Source organism: Methylomonas sp. ZR1, from assembly GCF_013141865.1.
In the GTDB taxonomy this organism is placed as follows: domain Bacteria; phylum Pseudomonadota; class Gammaproteobacteria; order Methylococcales; family Methylomonadaceae; genus Methylomonas.
The window spans coordinates 30892-50736 of record NZ_RCST01000002.1 but is presented as its reverse complement, the minus strand read 5'-3'; the positions used below and the strand labels follow the sequence as shown (position 1 = coordinate 50736).

General features: G+C 50.3%; 21 protein-coding genes. 19 read left to right on the top strand and 2 right to left on the bottom strand.

Features of this window, described 5'->3' with window-relative positions:
• Window positions 1-11 precede the first annotated feature (11 nt).
• Complete coding sequence (locus DDY07_RS23760; protein WP_171697925.1) at window positions 12-1418, bottom strand: efflux transporter outer membrane subunit; 1407 nt, start codon at window positions 1416-1418, stop codon at window positions 12-14.
• Window positions 1408-2016, bottom strand: a complete 609-nt coding sequence (locus tag DDY07_RS23755; protein WP_171697924.1) for a TetR/AcrR family transcriptional regulator — start codon at window positions 2014-2016, stop codon at window positions 1408-1410. The genes DDY07_RS23760 and DDY07_RS23755 overlap by 11 nt, the downstream gene beginning before the upstream one ends.
• Window positions 2017-2100: 84 nt before the next feature.
• On the opposite strand from DDY07_RS23755, the gene DDY07_RS23750 reads away from it, so the two are divergent.
• From DDY07_RS23750 to DDY07_RS23655, 19 genes are all read left to right on the top strand, one after another.
• The gene (locus DDY07_RS23750) at window positions 2101-3126 is read left to right on the top strand and encodes an HlyD family secretion protein (RefSeq protein WP_171697923.1); all 1026 of its coding nucleotides are present in this window, start codon (window positions 2101-2103) and stop codon (window positions 3124-3126) included.
• A gap of 111 nt (window positions 3127-3237) precedes the next feature.
• Complete coding sequence (locus tag DDY07_RS23745; RefSeq protein WP_253734781.1) at window positions 3238-4740, top strand: DHA2 family efflux MFS transporter permease subunit; 1503 nt, start codon at window positions 3238-3240, stop codon at window positions 4738-4740.
• Window positions 4741-4889: 149 nt separating this feature from the next.
• Entirely contained in the window at window positions 4890-5498 is a 609-nt protein-coding gene (gene gstA, locus DDY07_RS23740; RefSeq protein ID WP_171697921.1) for a glutathione transferase GstA, read from the top strand.
• 94 nt (window positions 5499-5592) lie between these two features.
• Entirely contained in the window at window positions 5593-5910 is a 318-nt protein-coding gene (locus tag DDY07_RS23735; protein ID WP_171697920.1) for a DUF2934 domain-containing protein, read from the top strand.
• A 133-nt stretch (window positions 5911-6043) separates the two neighbouring features.
• A complete protein-coding gene (locus DDY07_RS23730) occupies window positions 6044-6517 on the top strand; it encodes a PaaI family thioesterase (RefSeq protein WP_171697919.1) in 474 nt (157 codons plus the stop codon).
• Between the two features lie 535 nt (window positions 6518-7052).
• A complete protein-coding gene (locus DDY07_RS23720) occupies window positions 7053-8222 on the top strand; it encodes a replication protein RepA (RefSeq protein ID WP_171697917.1) in 1170 nt (389 codons plus the stop codon).
• 945 nt (window positions 8223-9167) lie between these two features.
• Window positions 9168-9350, top strand: coding sequence for a hypothetical protein (locus DDY07_RS23715; RefSeq protein WP_171697916.1), 183 nt, complete (start codon window positions 9168-9170; stop codon window positions 9348-9350).
• 2 nt (window positions 9351-9352) lie between these two features.
• Entirely contained in the window at window positions 9353-9634 is a 282-nt protein-coding gene (locus tag DDY07_RS23710; RefSeq protein WP_171697915.1) for a hypothetical protein, read from the top strand.
• A gap of 217 nt (window positions 9635-9851) precedes the next feature.
• The gene (locus DDY07_RS23705; RefSeq protein ID WP_171697914.1) at window positions 9852-10094 is read left to right on the top strand and encodes a hypothetical protein; all 243 of its coding nucleotides are present in this window, start codon (window positions 9852-9854) and stop codon (window positions 10092-10094) included.
• A 56-nt stretch (window positions 10095-10150) separates the two neighbouring features.
• On the top strand, window positions 10151-11194 hold the full coding sequence (locus tag DDY07_RS23700) for a DNA-binding protein (RefSeq protein ID WP_171697913.1): 1044 nt from the start codon (window positions 10151-10153) through the stop codon (window positions 11192-11194).
• A 582-nt stretch (window positions 11195-11776) separates the two neighbouring features.
• The gene (locus tag DDY07_RS23695; protein ID WP_171697912.1) at window positions 11777-12166 is read left to right on the top strand and encodes a hypothetical protein; all 390 of its coding nucleotides are present in this window, start codon (window positions 11777-11779) and stop codon (window positions 12164-12166) included.
• Window positions 12167-12168: 2 nt separating this feature from the next.
• A complete protein-coding gene (locus DDY07_RS23690; RefSeq protein WP_171697911.1) occupies window positions 12169-12966 on the top strand; it encodes a ParA family protein in 798 nt (265 codons plus the stop codon).
• Complete coding sequence (locus tag DDY07_RS23685) at window positions 12967-14058, top strand: ParB/RepB/Spo0J family partition protein (RefSeq protein ID WP_171697910.1); 1092 nt, start codon at window positions 12967-12969, stop codon at window positions 14056-14058. It begins immediately after the preceding gene.
• Window positions 14055-14507 carry a DUF192 domain-containing protein gene (locus DDY07_RS23680; protein ID WP_171697909.1) on the top strand — a complete coding sequence of 151 codons (453 nt, stop codon included), beginning with the start codon at window positions 14055-14057 and terminating at the stop codon, window positions 14505-14507. Before DDY07_RS23685 ends, DDY07_RS23680 begins: the two co-directional genes overlap by 4 nt.
• Window positions 14508-14686: 179 nt before the next feature.
• Window positions 14687-15232, top strand: coding sequence for a plasmid mobilization relaxosome protein MobC (gene mobC / locus DDY07_RS23675; RefSeq protein ID WP_171697908.1), 546 nt, complete (start codon window positions 14687-14689; stop codon window positions 15230-15232).
• The gene (locus tag DDY07_RS23670) at window positions 15229-16302 is read left to right on the top strand and encodes a relaxase/mobilization nuclease domain-containing protein (RefSeq protein ID WP_171697907.1); all 1074 of its coding nucleotides are present in this window, start codon (window positions 15229-15231) and stop codon (window positions 16300-16302) included. The genes mobC and DDY07_RS23670 overlap by 4 nt, the downstream gene beginning before the upstream one ends.
• Window positions 16303-16844: 542 nt before the next feature.
• Window positions 16845-18470, top strand: a complete 1626-nt coding sequence (locus tag DDY07_RS23665; RefSeq protein WP_171697906.1) for a DUF4942 domain-containing protein — start codon at window positions 16845-16847, stop codon at window positions 18468-18470.
• 290 nt (window positions 18471-18760) lie between these two features.
• Window positions 18761-19039 (top strand): hypothetical protein, encoded by a 279-nt coding sequence (locus DDY07_RS23660; RefSeq protein ID WP_171697905.1) that lies wholly within the window; start codon window positions 18761-18763, stop codon window positions 19037-19039.
• A 355-nt stretch (window positions 19040-19394) separates the two neighbouring features.
• A complete protein-coding gene (locus DDY07_RS23655; RefSeq protein WP_253734778.1) occupies window positions 19395-19841 on the top strand; it encodes a RadC family protein in 447 nt (148 codons plus the stop codon).
• Window positions 19842-19845: the final 4 nt, after the last annotated feature.

Genomic DNA, 19845 nt, shown 5'->3' with positions numbered 1-19845 from the left:
AACATTTGCAGCTACATCTGGGCGTTCGCGCCGCCACCCAGCGCTTTATACACGGCGATCAGATTCGTGGAAGTCTCGGCTTCGGAACGCGCCAGCTCGATTTCAACCGCATAAAGTGCGCGCTGGGCATCCAGCACGTCCAGAAATGTGGAAACACCTTCCTGATAACGCAATTGCGACAGACGTACCGATTCCTGGTGGTCTGCCACCGCACGCGTCAACGTCTGCCGGCGAACTTCCTCCTTGAGATAACGCGTCAAAGCGGTTTCCGTTTCCCGAAGGGCTTCGAGTACTGCCTTTTCCAAGGTCAGATAGGCCTCCTTTTGCTTGGCGTCGGCCAGGTCGATGCCGGCGCGGATGCGGCCGAAATTGAGCAAGGGTTGCAACAGGTTGGCGGCGGTGCCGTAGGAGAAGGCGGCCGATTTGAACAGGCTTTCGATATCCGTGTTACGCAGACCTACAAAAGCCGACAACGATATTTTCGGAAACAATTCCGCGATGGCCGCCCCTTGCATGGCCGTTGCCGCTGCGAGCTGGCGTTCAGCCACGCGAAGGTCCGGGCGGCGGCGTATCATTTCGGCGGGCGAAGCCAGAATCTCCCGTCCCGGCGCTGCCGGCACGGCTTCAGTGGAATTCAATTCGGCATCCAGCGTACCGGGTTGACGTCCCACCAGGACTTCCAGTTGCCGCAATGCGGCGACCAGCCTTGCTTCCAGCGCCGGAATCTGGGCGTCCGTGGTCTCGGTCTGGGCCCGCGCCCGCACCACATCGTGCCGGGTTCCTACGCCTTCGGCGTTGAGTCTTTCGGTCAGTTCCAGCGTTTGCTGCTGCGACTTCAGATTCGAGCGCGTAATCCGAAGTTGATTTTGAAGACTGCGGTAGTCAACATAACTGCGCGCCAACTCGGCCGTCAGCGTCACCAGGGACTGGTGATACTGTTCGCCAGCGCCCTCCAGATCGGCAGTGGCGGCCTCCAGTCTGCGTTGCACACGACCAAACAAATCGACTTCCCAGAGGGCGTCGAAACCCAGTTCGAACATATTGTATTTGATACCGGGCGCCAAGCCGGGGAAGGGGTTGTCTTGGCGCTGCGCTCCCGTCGTCAAGTTAACGGTCGGAAACAATTCCGCACGGGTGCCGCGACGTTCGGCGCGTGCCTGATCGATACGGGTCATGGCTATCTTGACATCAAGGTTTCCCGCCAACGCTTGGTCCATGAGATGGTTCAGGTGCGCATCGCCGAAACTTTTCCACCAGTTTTTCAAGGCCTCCGGACTGGCCGGTTTCAAGCCCGCTTCCGGTACTTGTCCTGCCTGCCAATGCTTCGGAACCGCAGGCTCGACTTTGCGGTAATCGGGCCCCATCGTGCATCCGGCCAAACCGCCCAACAGTAATAACCAGCCGGTTTTATGCATCATGACCATGACCTTTGAGGAATAAAGAAACCGCAGCGTCGATCAGACGTTGTTTTGCCGCATCCTCTAGGCCGGATTGCAAACCCAGCAGGCAGCGGAAATGTTGATCGCCTTTCAACATATCCAAAAATAACCGGCTCGATGTTTCTACGTCGGCGATATGCAAGGCGCCACGTGCATGCAGTTCGGCGAGGTAAGACGACAATTGCCGCAACACCGGTTCCGGGCCGGAACGGTAAACCAGTTCGCCCAATTCCGGAAAATGTTTCTGCTCGGCGATGATCAGCCGGTAAAGTTGCAAGGCTTCCTCGGCATAAATCAGCTCGACGAAAGCGCCGGCAATGGCTTTCAAGCCGGCAACCGGGTCGAGGAGTTCGGTCTTGACGCTGGAAAGGGTGTTCAATACCGCCTCGCACTGACTCTCGATCACTGCGGCGAATAACTCCTGTTTGCCTTTAAAATGGTTGTAAAGAGTCGGTTTCGACACCGGCGCGGCTTCGGCGATGGCTTCCATGCTGGTGCCGCTGTAACCGTGGGCAATAAAAACGCGCTTAGCCGCATTGAGAATAGCCTGTCGTTTGGGGTTGTTAGGATTGTTCATCTTAAGGATTGAATAATTTCGTTGCATCAAAGCGGGGTCAGTGATTATACTAAACTACACCGTTTAGTTAGGCAATAAAAATTTATGTCACTCCCTCTCTCCAAAAAAACCCTATTAATCTCTTTTCTGCTCATGGTCGCAATCGCGGCTGGCATCGTCTATTGGCTCAAGGCGATCCATCCTTTCGAGACTACCGACAACGCCTATCTGAAGGCGCACATCAGCTTGATTAGCTCCAAGGAGACCGGGTATGTCAAGGAGGTGTTGTTCGTGGATAACCAGAAGGTGAAGCCAGGCGACCTGCTGGTGGTGATCGATGATCATGACTTTAAGGCCCGTGTCGCCGAGGCTGAAGCCCAGGTGCTGATGGAAACAGCGCACATCCAGACCCTGGAAGCCAACAAACTCACCCAAAACGCCAAAATACGCGAGGAGGCGGCGAATATCGCTGCCGCCAATGCCGATCTGAATCGCGCCGGCAAGGATTTGAAGCGTTACGGCAATCTCGCCCAGGAGGGGGCTATTTCCGCGCAATCTCATGATAGCGCCCAGTCTACTTACACCCAGGCATCCGCCCATCGGGATAAATTCAGTTCGGCCGTGCAGGGAGCGAAAAGTGAATTGGCTACTCTGGATGCGCAAATCGAGGAAACCCGCGCCCGTGTCAAAGCCGCCGAGGCCGCGCTGGAGCTGGCCCGCATCGACCTGGGGAATACCCGTATCGTAGCGCCAATAGCTGGCGTCATCGGCAATCGCAGCGTGCAGGTCGGGCAATTGGTCAAACCCGGCAGTGCGCTCGGCTTTCTGATTCCGGACGATGGCCTGTTCGTGGAAGCGAACTTCAAGGAAACCCAGATCGCCCGGATGCAGCCGGGGCAAGCGGTGGGGATTTACGTTGATGCTTACCCCGGTGAGGTCTTCGAAGGGTCAGTGGACAGTTTCGCACCTGCGTCCGGTTCGGAATTCAGTCTGTTGCCGTCGGAAAACGCCACCGGCAACTTCACCAAAATTGTACGCCGTGTCCCGGTGAAGATTTCGTTCCGCCCCGGTACCGACTTAACTCGTCTGAGACCGGGACTGTCCACCGAGGTTAAGGTTCGAGTAAAGTAGCGCAACATGATCAAGACCACAGAGACTATAGCCGCCGAAGACGTGCCGGAGAGTCATGGCGGTGCGGCTGAAAAACCGCTCACCCCGCAACAATGGTTCGGTTTTTTCGGCATGGTGTTCGGCATTTTCATGGCGATTCTGGACATCCAGATCGTCGCCAGTTCGATGCAACAGATCCAGGCAGGATTGGCGGCTACAAAAGACGAGATTGCCTGGGTGCAAACCGCCTACCTGATCGCCGAAGTGGTGATTATCCCCCTATCCGGCTGGCTGAGCCGGGCGCTGTCGACCCGTTACCTGTTCGTGCTGTCTTGCGGCGGCTTTACGCTGATGAGCCTGTTTGTTGCCTTATCCTGGAATCTGCCCTCGATGATCGTTTTTCGCGCCCTCCAAGGCTTGTTTGGCGGCGCTATGATTCCCACCGTGTTTGCGGTGATCTACACGATGTTTCCGCCCCGTCTTCAACCGTCCATGTTCATCGTCGTCGGCCTGGTGGTGACCATCGCACCCACGGCGGGACCGGTGCTGGGCGGCTATCTTACCGAAGCATTTTCTTGGAAAGCGCTGTTTCTGATCAATCTGTTACCAGGATTTTTGGTCTGTCTGAGCACTTGGCTGTTCGTGCGGGTGGATGAACCGGACTGGAAATTGCTCGAAAAAATCGATTTTCTCGGCATCGTCTACATCATCGTCTTTCTCGGCAGTATGCAATTTGTGCTGGAAGAAGGGGTGCGGAAGGAATGGTTTGATAGCCGCGAGATCGTGTTTTTTAGCGTGGTTGCCGCCATCGCCGGCATCGCCATGTTCTATCGCGAACTGACCATCGAACACCCTATTGTCGATCTCTGGGCATTCCGCAATCTCAACTTCGCCGTGGGCTGTGTGTTCAGCTTCATCCTCGGCATCGGTATGTACACCACCGTTTATTTGATGCCGGTGTATCTGGCCAGCGTCAAAGGTCTTAATAGCCTGCAGATTGGCCAATATGTGATGGTCACAGGACTGTTTCAGCTGCTGTCGGCCTTCGTCGCTGGCCCCCTCGCCAAAGTATTGGATTCACGGCTGATGATGGCGATGGGCTTGTCTCTCTATGGGCTGGGTGCCTGGATGAACGGCGATCTCACTAATGAGTCAGGCTACTGGGAGTTTTTTTGGCCGCAGGCCTTGCGTGGCTTTGCCCTGATGTTTGCCTTTCTGCCCATCAATTCGCTGGCCTTGGGCACTTTGCCGCCGGAAGAAGTCAAAAATGCCAGCGGACTTTACAATCTGATGCGCAACCTGGGTGGTGCCATCGGCCTTGCCGTCTCTAACACGCTAATGATTCAATTGAACAAGGAGCATTATGCCGTGTTGCGTGAATCGGTGGCGCCGGGGTCTCCACAAGCGCAATCGCTACTGGCGGGCTTGCAGGAACGCATGGCCGGCTTGTCGTTATCGGACAGCGAACTGGCCGCACTCAAGCAGCTTTACGGCCTGGTGATGCGAGAAGCCGAGGTGATTACCCTCAATACGCTGTTTCATATCCTCAGCCTGGTTTTTTTCCTGGCCTTATTGCTGATGCCATTGGTCAGAAAAGTATCGGCGGATGCCGGTGGCGCGGCGGGCGGCCATTGACCGAATGAAGCTTCTTGTTAATTTCCTGCGGAGTAACCTATGGATCAATAGATTTACAGCGCTCAACCTGCCGTCTCGCCTGCATCACCTGCGGTGGTGAGCACGACTGATACCTACTACCCATTTTTCTAGCCTGAGGAGACCACACTATGAAACTTTATTACAGCCCCGGCGCTTGTTCGTTATCGCCCCACATCGTTCTCGAAGAGGGTGGATTCCACTATGAAACCGAGCAGGTCGACCTAGCCAGCGGTAAAACAGAAACCGGCGTCGATTACCGCACGATCAATCCCAATGGTTACGTACCCGCCCTGCTGCTCGATGACGGTCAAGTGTTGACCGAAGGTCCGGCCATTATCCAGTATCTCGCGGACCATGTGCCGGAAACAGAGCTGGTGCCGCCGCTTGGCAGTATCGAGCGTTACCGCCTGATGGAATGGCTCAACTTCATCTCTACCGAGCTGCACAAGAGCTTCGGCGCGCTGTTCAATCCACAGGCGCCGGAAGCCTGGAAAGACCTCGTCAAGGCGCAACTGGCCCGGCGTTTCGATCATGTCAGTACCCGGCTCGATGGCAAACGCTGGCTAATGGGCGACAATTTTACTGTGGCTGATGCCTATCTTTTCACCGTACTGGGCTGGGGCAATTACGTCGGTGTCGATCTTGCCCCATGGCCAGTGCTGGTCGCCTATCAGGGCCGCGTCGCCGCACGTCCTGCGGTGCAGGCGGCGCTCAAGGCCGAAGGACTGATTGAATAACTATTATCACACCCTGCTGGCGGGGGCCGTCGGCAAGGGCAAGATAACCAACGCCAGCGCGCGCAAAACCACTGATTAAATAGGAGTACACCCCATGACCAAATCAAAATCTACTGCCGCCTCTAAAAAGACGGCTCAAGCCGTTGCCGAGCAACCGAATCGTCCGCTCGTAACACCAGAGGAGCGCTATCGAATGATCGCTGAAGCCGCCTATTACCGCGCCGAAAAGCACGGCTTTGCTGGCGGCGACATGGCGGAAGACTGGCGCGAAGCAGAAGCGGAAATCGACTGCCTGTTGCAACAAACGAATCAGGGGAACAGCATTTTGCCCAATCATGAAATCCCACAACAGGTTCAGACCGCACTCGAAAGCGAGCCAACCGTCATCGCCGATAAGGTGCCGGGGAGATAATGCTCCAGGCACTACTGGGCGACGAATTGGACAAAGAACCCCTAAAGCGGGTCATTTAAGCCGTGGTAGCAGGCACTCGCATCGGCCGCAGCGGCGGCGAAACTAGCGCATCAGGAAGCATCGGGACGCAGCGATGAACCTACGTCATTTTATCTGGAACACACCGTTGTTATCAGATAAAAAAAGAATCGAGTGCCTGCCCTTCTTTTGGTTAATGCGCATTAAAGTACTGGTTTTGTCTCCCGACTGGCGCACTATCAAAATCCGTTTGCCACATAGCTGGATTGCAACTAATGTCGGGGGTAGTTTATTTGGCGGATTCCAAGCCTGTCTGGCTGATCCTATTGCAGCAATGGCATGTCAGAAATTATTCCCCGACCATAGGGTTTTGACAAGTTCGTTACAGCTGGATTTTAGAGCGCAAGGTCTAAGTGATTTAGAACTCATTTTTCATATGTCTCCGGAAATAGAGCGGCAAATACGCACTGACTTAGCTAAAAAAGGCAGAAGCACACCGACATTTGAATACGGTTATTATCAGGAAGATGGTTCTTTGTGCACGCTTATTAAGGCAAAAGTAGCTATCCGTCCTATTGCCGACCGCTAAAAAGGTAGACGTGATGATTCCTTCGTAAAGGCGTAATAGAGCCCCCTAGGCCACATCAGCGCTTTTAAATTTATTTGGGGGTTTTTGCGGTTTCCGACGGTAGCGGAATGAACGATCTTTGTGCCGAATATCCCGGACTGTATCGATTCGCAAAGTTGCTGGCGCTAATCGCGATTGGTATTCAGTCGGCAGAGATTGAGGTGCAGCGCTAATTTTTGTCGCCTTGTTCAATTAGCCTAACCTAATATGTCGTCAAATTGTAGCTGCGCTCCCACTGGGCCAACTGGCGGGTCTACTCCATTTAAGGGCCATTGTCAGTTTTAGCATGACTCAGAACGAATTTTGGCGTGACAAAATTTTCGGCGGTTCCGGCTTACAACCCCACGTTGGGCGGCGCTTTCAATTTACGCGGCAACAGGTTTACCGGTTGCGTTTTATCTCGGTACTCTTTTTTATGTGTTTTTCACGCATTACGATTTTACCGGCCGTCGTCGCTACCACTAAACTCAACCCCTTTGAACTGAGATAGGCCGTCATGAGTAAACCAATTGTCGAATATAACGAAGACGATTATCGCGCTGAGCTTATTCAAGCCGGCTTATCTCCCGCGACGGCGGCAGAAGTCGCCGCCAAGATGGCGGAGAATAGACGTATCCCGTCTAGCTCTTCTATCGAAGAAACTACGATCCAGCCGGCTACGCCGGCTAAGAAGCCTCGCGCTTCAAACAAGATCGTCAAAAGCCCTCGTAAAGAATCCGCTTCGAGTTCAAATGAAATGGCGGTTTACGACTACCAGGCCGGCCAATTACCTGACCGGGTTCGTGAGCTGATCGAGACACATCTTGCCATCGAGGCCGAAGACGCCAAGAGCGCCGGAACGCTTGGCTTTATGACGCGTTCCTTGGCGATTGCGACTTTGCCGCATCGCCGCATTAAAGATTATCGATTCGTCCGGAAGAATGGCGACTTTACACTGACGATGATGACCGCTCACCCTGAAGGGTTGCCTTACGGCACCCTGCCCCGCTTACTGTTGACTTGGGTTTGCACTGAAGTTGCACAACAACGCCAACGCGAGCTTAGCCTTGGGCCTAATCTCGCGTCATATTTGGCCGAACTTGGTTTGCATAGTACGGGTGGCAAGCGTGGCGACATTACTCGATTAAAGCACGCCATGACGACGCTGTTTAGTTCGGTTATTTCTTGTCACTATGAAGGAAAGGATAAGTGGGCGCTGCAAAACGTCTTGCTGGCCGATGGCGTCGATTGGTGGACGCCTCAGAATCCGGAGGAAGCCGGCGAATGGCAATCGCGCGTGTTTTTGTCGGAACGGTTCTTCAATGAATGCGTAGAACACAAATTACCGTTTGACATGCGGGCCATTCGCGCACTTCGCCAGTCGCCGCTTGCGCTGGATATTTATGTGTGGCTCACACATCGGATGAGCTACCTCTCAAAAAGAACAACGATTCCTTGGATTTCGTTGTCTGGACAATTTGGGGCTGGTTATGCCGTTACCGATCAAGGTTTGCGCGATTTCAAACGGGCATTTTTGCGCGAGCTGAAGCATGTTCAAATAATTTACCCAGCCGCTAGGGTTTCCGATAGTCGTAATGGGCTTGTCTTGTATCCTAGCCCTACACATGTTTCGGCGTCGGTTTCTGTTGCCATCCCATCTACGCCTAGACAACTTTCCTTGTTGTAGTTTTTGACTAAACGTAACACGTTATGATTTTAAGGGTTGGCGACACACCAGCTACCGACCGCGGCCGGCACCGGGGGATTGTTGTCACCAATTTGGTCGCGAGGGTTTAAAATCAAAAATCAAGACATATGCACATATTTTCGCGTGGGGGCCTCCACTCTGCCCCCGAAAAAGCGAAAATCTGTGTATATGTCGTCCTCATCAACGGCCTTTTTTTGATTCCTTGGGGCATTTTCGCTATCGCGAAAAACCGGACGCCCTTCTTGGCTCGCTATTCGCTCGGTCGCGTTGCGGACTTGTAAGCTAACGCTTACAACCATCAGGCCGCCGTGCCGCGCTCAAAAAGGGGCGTTTCGCCTTATCAGGCTCAACACCCCTTTGCCGCTGGGGCTTATCCCTTTTAAAGACGCAAGGCTACCGCCCTGCTTTGTACGTCGTTCGTACCTCACATTAAGCCGGGTCATTACCCGGCCGCTCAGCGGTACCCCGCTGAATTAGGACGTTTCCACATCCATGCCCTCCTTCGTTGATGAGTTGCTTATTTCGCTGTGAACCTTTCGCCTGCACATACGGTAGACCAGCCGGGACGCATTACAAGGGTAAGGCTACGCCCGAAATCCTCACCCGTTCGCACTCGCTATGCTCGCTTGCGCTGCGGCTTCCGGTTTCGCCCTTGCAATACGCCTTATCCGTCCGGTCCGCGATACGTGCAACTACGGCGAAAGGCACTCAGCGAAGCAATGTTATCAATACTAAAGGAGGACACCGATATGGTTCACAAACTACAAAATCAAAAGCCGGCTCAAGCATCTTGCAACGCAATGTGTGGGGCAGAGCATGAAAATTAGACAATGGCGTATCTATATTATTTGGTGACAACAATCAAACTTGGTTCTGTGGGATCTGTCGCCAATGAGTAGCCCAAACATTTGAAAGGAGTAATCCATGAAATACCTTGATGATCTAATCGTGGCATTAGCGACGTACATTCTACGGGGTGTTCTCGCGGTCGGCGCTGGGGCTGTTTATGCTCAGTTTTTGGCGCTGTTATTTTTGGCATCCATGTTCGGCACCGTGTCTTTCTCGGTGTTGTTGGTGGCGGCTTTCAACGCCTTATCAGGAGTGTAATTATGTCTCAGAAAAACAAACACATCACCGAATTGATGTCGCTGGCCAACGAGGTTAAACCGTTGATCGAGGCGTTAGCTTCGGAAATGGCGGTCATTACAACGCGCATGGCCGAACTGGAAGCGCTGGGGTTGATTTATGCCTCTGAATACTGGCGGAAGGATAGCGACGGTCAGCCGAAATATTTCTATTTGCTGTATCCACTTAAGCAAGGCGAGCCAAGGCGGCGCGATTATATTGGGTGTGATCCGGCACGGATCGAGGCGGCCAGACAAGGGGCCTAGTTCGAGCAAAAGAGTATGACGCGCTGATGGTCGCGTTAGGCCGTCTTGAGGGCCGGGCAAATAGCGGTTTGTTCGCTATGAAAGACGCCTTGCGGCATCTTGCGGACAAAAGTAACCGGTTTTTTTAGGTTAAGGCCTTTTTTTAACTTGCGTAGTAATGATAATAGTAATATTACTATTATAACTATTATTTATTTTGTCTGGCTCGGAGTGGATCATGAATACAATCACCTTATCACTGTTAATAACCGCGATCAGAAATGCTGAATCTTTAGCTGAATTACAGCGCATGGTTGGCCCGTGCGATCAAGAGCAGGAAAAAGCGGAAAGGCGTATGAGTCAGATTGATAATATATGGAATGGCTGCAACGGCGACCTTAATTCTCTTAGTGCATTTACAAAACTTCGCTACGATCAATTGCTGATCGAGCAGAATGAATTTGAAAATAAGTATTGCTGATAAACCACGTAAGACCGCATTACACCACAGAGTTTGAATTTCCAGGGGTATTTAGAATGGCCTTAAATCCAGAAGTAAGAAAACGTATTATTGATGCTGCCGACGAGCTTCACGCGGCTAGTGAAACCGGAGAATATCCAAATGTTGAAGCCGTCCGACAACGTAGTCGTGCCGGCATGAACAACGTTGTCGAAGTTATGCAAGAGTGGCGGCAGAATCAGCGCAAACAGGTACAAGCTGTGCGCGAGCCGTTACCGGCTAACTTGCACGGTGTTTTACAGAGTATGGGGCAAAACCTTTGGGAAACAGCCCAGCAACTCGCTAATGAATCGTTAGATACCGCCAGGGCGGCGTTCGAATCAGAAAAGGCCGACTTGCTTCAGTTGTCTGTTGAACAATCCGATGCCTATGAGAAACAAGCCGCCGAGCTTGAGACTGCACACCTTCGGATTGTAGAACTGGAACGGCTTGTAGAGGTTGCCGGAACGACTGGCCAGGCTATCGCGCAGCAGCTTGAAGACGTACAACATGCCCTACTCTCTTCCGAACAAAAAGCAACCCTTGCCGAACAAAAGGCCGATGAGATAGAGCACCGCGCCGCCGATCTTCGCGCCGAACTAGATCATGCTCACACAGAGGCCGACCGCTTGCGGATCGAGCGCGATAAAGCCCAGGATCGAGCCGAAGAAGCCGCAAAGCAGGCCGAGAAAGCCGATGCACGCACCGAACAATTGCGCGAGGTATTAGCCTCCCAAACTGAAAAAGCCGATTTAACCATCGAGCAACTACGCGACTCGCTTGCTACTCAAATCGCGAAATCGGACGCTATTATTGAACAATTGCGCACTGAGTTGACGGAGACGCGCACCAAGGCCGAAGCTTCAGATCAGCTACACGCTGAACAACGGAAACGTACAGCAGAGGAAGTTCACCGAAGCGCCGAACGTATGGCTAAAGCCGAAACAGAGTGTGATAAGGCTCGTATGGCCGCCGCTGAAGCTCGCGAAGAAGCCGCTACATTACGCGGCCAGTTGGAAGCGACTAAAACCCAAAACGCGGCGATGTTGGCGGCATTAAAGCCCTCCCCTGCCGCTAATTAACTCGCTGCATGATCAACGCTGAATTTGTCTTGCTCGTTGCTTATTTGGCTGTGGATTACCCTGTGGACGACTAAAGTTATCCACGCTGAAATTGTCTTGTTTTTACGCTGAAATTGTCTTGCTCTAAGTCGTTGTTTTATAAAGGTTCACGCTTTTTTGTGCGCTGAAATTGTCTTGCTCCCGCGCTGAAATTGTCTTGAGGATAGCAATCTTAATATCCTTCTAGCCCGCGTCGCTATTGGGCTACGGCGGTTTTACAAGGACGCTACCCTATATAAATAAACCTATACGTTCCTATAGCTTTCCTGTATTTGACTACCAGATTTTGTGGATAACGCATATTTTCAGTGAATCATATTAGACGCTAATTGTTTTAATTTTGTTTTATATTGTGTTTTATAAATGTTTTGTTTCTGTTATAATTTAGTTGCGGTCAATGCATCCAATCCGCACTGATTTAGCTCATATGTGAATTCAAAATAAGGAGAATAGAGATGTCTAATAACGTCATTACGTCAGTATTGCAAAGCCAAGGGCCGTCGTTTTTTGATACCAGTGGTGAATTTCAATAGAGCTTTCGCCATGTCTTTTACACCAGAGATTGATAACGACCTATTTGAACGTGTTTCACTTCAGTTACGTCGTTGGTCTGATCGTTCGTTAGGCGTCGCAAAAGCGTTAATTATTGATGGAGTTCCTCTTTCGGAAGCTGCCGCAATGCATGATATGTCGCCCCAACAGGCCAACGTTATTCGAACTCGGTTTGTCGAAAAAGCTGACAAGGTTCGCCTTCAGTCGTTTATGGCTCGTGAAAAACCAAAGCTTCCGAAAATAGAACTTGAGTTGTTTAAACCTGAAATACAAACACTACACGAAAAAGGTTACACGGTTGAGCAAATCATTACTTTTCTTGCTGAAAATAATGTCACTGCATCGGCCACCACCATTCGAAATTTTTTAAAGGGGAACTGAGCATGAAAACGCTTGTGTTAGCAAATCAAAAAGGCGGTGTTGGCAAATCCGCCGTTGCTGTTCAATTGGCCTATTTTTTTAACCTTGTTATGAAAAAACGAGTTTTGGTTATTGATCTTGACCATCAACGAAATACATCGAAGGCAATTCGCACCGGAGCAATCGCCGCTATTTCGCAACTGGCGGCAAGCCGCCTATTGTCAACACGGATCGACGGCGGCGAAGTTGAAAACGCTGAATTTGTCTTGATTTCGGCTGATAACGCCGAACTGCTTCGAATGGAAAAGCAAGCCGACAAACACAATAGCTTTGCCACTAACTTGCAATCGTTTCTAAAAACTGTTGATGGACAATTCGACGTTTGCATCATAGATACGAACCCTAATCCTGACATTCGCCAGCTTGCAGCTCTAGTCGTGAGTAACTATGTTTTGTCTCCTTTGCAGTTGAATCAAGAAGCTATCGACGGTATTGGCGATCTTCTCAATCATGACAATATCGGCATTCGGAAGATTCAGGCGACCTTGAACCCTACCCTTCAGTTGATTGGTATTTTGCCAAATCTGGTTGAACCAACACCTTTCCAACGGGATAACTTTCGCGATTTGTCTACCCACTTCGCGAAGCTTCTAATTCCAATGGCGACAGGTTTCGCGGCAATCAAAAAATCAACTGCTGTACCTGAATCGCAAGCCGTTGGCTTGCCAATTTGGAAGCTTGGTAAAACGTCTGGCCGTGATGCCTGGACGCAAATCAGGCCGGTTTTTGAGCAAATCGCAACGACTATGGGAGTTATATAAATGGCCCTTGATCTATCTGCATTAGAAGATAAGCCAGAGGTGAAGCCGCAGCATGTGGCGCATACTGGCAAACCTTTGGATATTCCGCTAACGGATATTGAAGAAGACCCCGATCAACCGCGTATCGAGTTTTCCGAAGAATCCATGAAAGAAATGACTGAGAGCATTAAGGAAAAGGGCGTTAAGACGCCTGTTTCTGTTCGCCCTCACCCTGTCCAGTCGGGCAAGTGGATTCTTAACTATGGTGCTCGCCGGTATCGTGGTTCGTCTGCTGCCGGAAAAGATACTATTCCGGCTTTCATCGATGCTTCGCACGATGATTACGACCAGGTAATTGAAAATATACAGCGTGAAAATTTGACCCCTATGGAACTTGCTCTTTTTTTAAAAAAGAGGATAGACAAAGGAGAAAAACAGGTTGTTATTGCGAAAAAGCTTTCGAAAACTAAATCGTACATTGCTGAGCATCTTGCGTTAATCGATCCGCCTGCTTGTGTTGAAGAAATCTATAACGCAGGTAAATGCACATCCGCCAGAACGCTTTACGATTTACGAACACTACACGACAAATACCCTGAGCAGGTCGATAAATGGTGTGCGGACGGGGCGGACATTACCCGACGTTCTGTTTCTGAATTGGCCGGCGAATTAAGTGGCAAGAAAAAGCAGGTTAGCCCTATTAGTCAGCCGGTGGGCGAAGAAGGTGGAAAAAGCGAAGAGGTACAGTTAACCGGCGCTGATAACGAAAAAGTTCGTCATGACGAACTTTCTTCGTCGGGTGGCTCTACTATCAAAGGCGACGCTAAGCCGCCAAAGTCCAAGAAGGTCGATACCGATAATGATGACGACCAAGGCGGTAACGATCATGGGGAGCTTACTAGCTGGCCTAAAGGTCGGGCTATTTCCGATCCGCAACGGATGAACAAGCCTTTATTGCTCGTTGAATATGATGGCCGTTCGGCGGCGGTGATTTTAAATAAGCGACCATCTACACCGGGTTTATTGCACATCCGTTATGAGGACGGCGGCGGTGATGCTGAAGTAGACGCGGGCCAATGCAAGATAAACTTGCTTACGGATACTGACAAATGAATAGGCGGCAACTAACGGCTCTAGGTGTTTTACTTTTGCCGTTCGTTGGTGTGTGTGGGGAAGCACACGCGGCCGAATCTGGTACTTGTGATCTTTTTTTCTCAGGTGGTGTTTCTATTAAGTCTATACCGGTAGCCGCTACCGTTGAACAGCGTAGTAAGGGGTTAGCGGGCCGCGAACATGCTGGTAATGGAATGTTGTTTAGTTGGGGTAATTCTGAACCACGGGCGTTTTCTATGCGTGGGGTACGTTTTCCGTTGTCGGTTGGTTTTCTATCTAAGGATGGTACCTTGTTTGCGATTGAGCGCATGGAGGCCAACACCGATAAATTTTATTTATCTATGTTGCCGGCATCAGATGCAATTGAGTTAGCCGTCGGTCAATTTGAGAAGGTAGGCCTTGTTGTTGGTTTTAAACTTATTCGGCGAGAGTGTAAGGTTTCTGGCTGAAAGGGAGCCGTTTGAAGCGACCGCCTAAAGGCGGTTTTTTTGGCTCATTTAGTTCGTCATGACGAACTTATTGTGATGGTGTGTAGGATTGCAGGATAGGCTAAACGCCGGTATAATGTGCGCACATCGCACATATAATGCCACACCATTTTTAATCACATAACCTTTTTGGAACCGATATGGACAAACCAAGCCGGGCAATGAACATCCATCTGGGGCCAGTTTTAAAGGCCCGCTGGGTGGCGTATTGCGCCAGTCTTGGCAAGACACCAGGCGCAGCCATAAAGGAGGCAATCGAACAACAGTTAGAGAAGGCGGCTAAGAATCCGCCGCCGAAGACATTTAGGCAGACGAAGGAATTGCCGGATGGCGAGCCAAAAATACGATTTGAAATATTGCTTACAAAATCCGAGAAAGAGGCAATATTAAAACGGGCGAATCTTGAACGTTGTTCTCAGCGTCGATGGATCGTTGACGCTATCCGTGCGGGCCTTACGCACGAACCACAGTTCGGCATGAAGGAAGTTGAAGCACTTGGCGAATCGAATTATCAATTATTGTCGATTGGTCGCAACTTAAACCAGGTTGCCAAGCGTTTAAACGAAGGTCGTCTTGAACCCGTTACCGTGGACGCGATAGAACGGCTTCGAACACGTATCGACAAACATATAGATGCCGTAAGCTCGGCCATTCGCGCAAGCCTCGAAAGGTGGGATGTCGAATGACTACAAACAGTGACGGAATCTTTAAGGATTGGGGCGAAAGAGTAGATTATTCGCCTGTTAAGGGGCGAAAGGGTAAAAACATCCGTAGCGGCAAGAACGCGGAGTCAAAGCCCGAAAAACCGAGTGGACCCGCGACGCGTGAAAAACTCGCACGGACTACAAAACGAGTGCCGGAGGTTATGGTAAAAATTACCGGCGGCGGCAAGAACATGAAGCACATCGAGGCGAGTATTGAATACATTTCGCGTGATGGAGAGATAGAAATCGAAGATGAGAACGGCGACCTACATAAAGGACTTGATGGTGTTAAGGATGTTCGCGACGCTTGGGCAAGGGGGCGGATTGGTATACCCGAAGAAGGTCAAAAGCGTAAAGAGGCCTTCAACATTATTCTGTCTATGCCTCCCGGTACCGACAGGGAATCAGTAAAAGATTCCGCCCGCGCATTTGCCGCCGCACAATTCCGAAATCATCAATATGTTTTTGCATCACATGAGGATGAAAGACATCCACATGTTCACCTGATTGTTAAAGCGGTGGCCCATGATGGCGTTCGCTTGAATCCACGAAAGGCCGATTTACAATTATGGCGGGTAGGGTTCGCAGAACAGTTACGAGAAAGAGGGATAGAGGCCAATGCAACACCACGCCGAGCGCGAGGGGTGGTTAAGAAGGCCGAGAAACAAGCCGTGCATAATATCGATTTGGAGTTTGAGCAAGGCAAACGTGATTCGCCTTCACTGATAACCAAGGCGCGAAAGCAAACTGCCGAACAAGAGATAAAGGCGGGTACGCCGCGTAGCAATCCAATTCAAGACAAATTCAGCGCAGCAAGGAAGGGCGTTGAAAAGGTTTATGGGCAAATCGCCAGGACTCTTAGTAAGGGTAATACCGAAGATAAGGCGCTGGCAATGCAGATCGTTGATTTCGTAAAGCAGATGCCACCGGTTGTTACCAAGCATCAACAAGCGGTTGATGACTTACGGGCGACTGAGGCACGTCAACAGGCGGTAAAAACGAATGAGGTTGAGCAGGGGAGGGCGGAACCAAGGGATGAAAGGACGCGATGACAATGCTTGTCCTTGATCTTCCAGACAATACCTATGGCGTTCTTGTTGAGAATGACAAGGACGCTCGAAGCCTATTATGGCTAGTGAATGAAATAGGGGAGGATAGGCTTATTACGAGTGTTGAGAAATACAACAAACGGTATCCAGATTCACGGCCGTTTGTATCTACAGTGCTTAAATGGTACCGCTTAAAGATACCCGTAAGCGTTTATTCAGATCGTCAAGGGAGTTCATCATGAACCTAAAGAATTTTCTACTTGCTAAGAGGGCAATGAGGCGGTGGACAAAGAGTTACAAGCAACGCATTTTTATTGGATTTGCCCCTAAAGGTAAATTCGGATTTAGGTCGTATTATTTTGCACACGTCTACACGGCTCACGATTATTTGATTGGTATAAAGGTGCCGCGCGGGGCGTGTGTGACGGCATTGCAATTAGGGTTACAAACAAGCTAGATAAAAGCGCTTGACATACGCCCCAATGGGGCGTATTGTAGCAATCAGGCCGGGCATTCCGCCAAGGCCGATTTTCAGGAGCCATCCGATGATTCAGTTTTACCCTACGCCACTCTCTTTAGCCGAAAAGGCGTTCGCAAAATTTAAGTCTCATAATTTCTTGAGGGTGTTGGAGCCAAGCGCCGGACGTGGCGATTTGCTCGCTCCATTGCTCGACAAATGGGGCCGCCGTTATTCGTCTCATGGCGCTGATAAAATTGACTGCATTGAACTTGATTTAGACAATCAAGCCGTCTTACGCAGCAAGGGTGTTAATGTGGTCGATACCGACTTTTTAGCTTTTAGTGGGGCAGGGATGTACACCCATATTTTGATGAACCCGCCGTGGAAGGATGGTGCCGACCATCTTGTTAAAGCCTTTGATTTATTAGTCGATGGTGAACTGGTTGCCATTCTAAATGCCGAAACAATTCGCAACCCACACACCGCCAAACGAAAACTCATCTGTAACTGGATCGAAGAGCACGGCTCAGTCGAATTTCTTTCAGAGGCTTTTCTTGATCCTGACACTATGCGTAAAACCGCCGCTGATGTCGCCTTAATATGGTTGCAAAAGAAGGTCGATATAAAGCAGAATTTTACTCATGGCCTAGAAGTCGAACATGTATCGGCAATCGATTACACCGAGAAAAACAGTATCGCCCTGAGACAGAACACGATCAGTAATGCCGTGTCAGTCTTTAATGCTGCTGTTAAGGCGTTGAAATCCGCCGAAGTCGCCAGGGAAGAGGCCGATTACTACGCGCGTTTGTTGGGGCGGCCATTGAATGAGCTGCATAAAACCACGCAAGACGGCGAAGTTATTGCTATCCAAGAGCGATTTAATAAAGGCTATGACGATCTTAAAAAGCGGGCATGGACGAACGTATTACATTCCACGGAATTCAATAAATATCTATCGTCAAAGGCCTATCAACGTCTTGTAACCGACTTCGAACAGATCGCTAAGCTATCGTTTACAGAATCTAATGTAAGGGGTTTTTTGATTGGCCTGGTCAATAGTCAAGGCGATATGAACATGCAAATGTTGCTGGACTGTTTCGATGAAATAACCAAATACCGGCCCGATAACCGCGCTTACTATAAAGGCTGGAAATCGAACGAGAAACATAGAGAGCTGGCTTATCGCGTCAAAATGACGCGGTTTATTATTCCGGTTCGGAACAGTTATGGATTAGGCCCGAGCTGGGACGATCTTAAGAAATTGGAAGATTTTGATAAAGTCTTTGCGATGTTGGACGGTAAGCAGCAATGCCATTATGGTTTGTATGAACTTTTTCATAGCATGCCCGATGATTTAAAACGCAGCCAACGAATGACAACCGATTATTTTGATGTCCGTTGGTATCGGCAAGCGGGAACGGTTCATTTTTACCCTCGAAATCGTGAAATTATTGACCGCCTTAACCGTATGGTTGGCCGTCAACGTCAATGGTTGCCTAACGATGACAATGTAGCACCAACGGCGTTTTGGGAGCATTACGAGAAGGCTGAAACTATCACAACTGCAATGGTATTGCCTACGGTACGTTGGGGCCATCCGTCTGATGAACAGATCGAGGCGGCCCATACTAAAGCCTGTGAGGATGCCGGCCTCGACGTTGATACGTTCTTTGCATTAAGCAATACAAGACCTAGCCAACTGGCGGCCTAGTCTTGCCTGTTGGTGGCAAGCTAAAGTCGCCGGCGAGACTGATATGTCACCATTTTTCTTAATGGGAGAGGCTTGCTTACTGTGCGCCGATATTGACAGAAAGCCCGGCTTATTCGGTCAAGGGGCTTTCGCGGCATAAAGCCGTTCGCTTCGCTCTCTTTTTATTCCACGACCCCTTGACCGCGCCGGCCTCCCTGTCAACCGGTACGCACCGCAAGCCCTCGTCCCATTAAGACCGATTCACTCCAACCGCTGGAGTATGCCCCGTTAAGATTAGATAAGGTGCGGCGATGCCGCGCTTTATTTTGATTCCCCGCTTCCCTGAACCCTTAATCCCGATTGCACAAATCATTTTTGGCGCTGAAATTGTCTTGCTTTATCTTTGGTTGAGCGTTAGAAAGTTCTTGACTATACGCCCCAATGGGGCGTATAGTCAGAATCAGGCCGGGCACTTCCGCCAAGGCCATTTTTCCGGAGAAGCCGATGAAAACCGTTATAAAAATCAGAACAATCGAGACCGCCAGAACCCGCCAATTGAATGCCCGTCAAATGGTCAGAAAGATCGTTGATGCACAAAGCAAACGCGACGCTTAACCCAAGGTATCCAAATGACAGCTAATAATGATCTATCCGAAAACGAATGGCTGGAAGACTCGAAAACAGGTCGTTTTAGCCGTGTTGCAGTTGGGCGGGAGGACTCAACTTGGGTGTGCAATACATGCGGCCAAGACGGTGCTGATCCGTGGGAATATGGCTGCGAGAACTGTGGCGAGGAAGCAGACGTATACTAGCCATCAAAGGCGAACAATAATCGGTAAATAAAGGTAATTAGTGGTTGACATACGCCCCATTGGGGCGTATGATAACAATCAGGCCGGGCACTTCCGCCAAGGCCATTTTTGAGAGGTTTACCGAATGAACACATTGACCGCCGATCAACAAGCTACTATCAATTCCGCCGTTGAAATCCTGTCTGGCTTATATAAGAAACAAGATTTATTTGCTACATCACCGGAAAGCGTTAAGCAATTTTGCCGGTTGCAAGCCGCACACCTTGAACATGAAGTTTTCGGCGTGTTGTTGCTGGATAACCAGCATCAATTGATTGAGTCGATTACCTTGTTCCGTGGCACTATCGATGGCGCAAGTGTTTACCCACGCGAGGTAGTGAAAGAAGTTCTTTCCGTTAATGCGGCCGCCTGCATTTTCTTTCACAACCACCCGTCGAGTCTGGCGGAGCCTTCCGATGCGGATCGCCGAATTACTACCCGCCTGATCGATGCTTTAAAACTGATTGATGTCCGGGTTTTGGATCACTTGATTGTCACTTGCCGCAGTGCTTATAGTTTCGCGGAAGCTGGAATTTTATAAACTT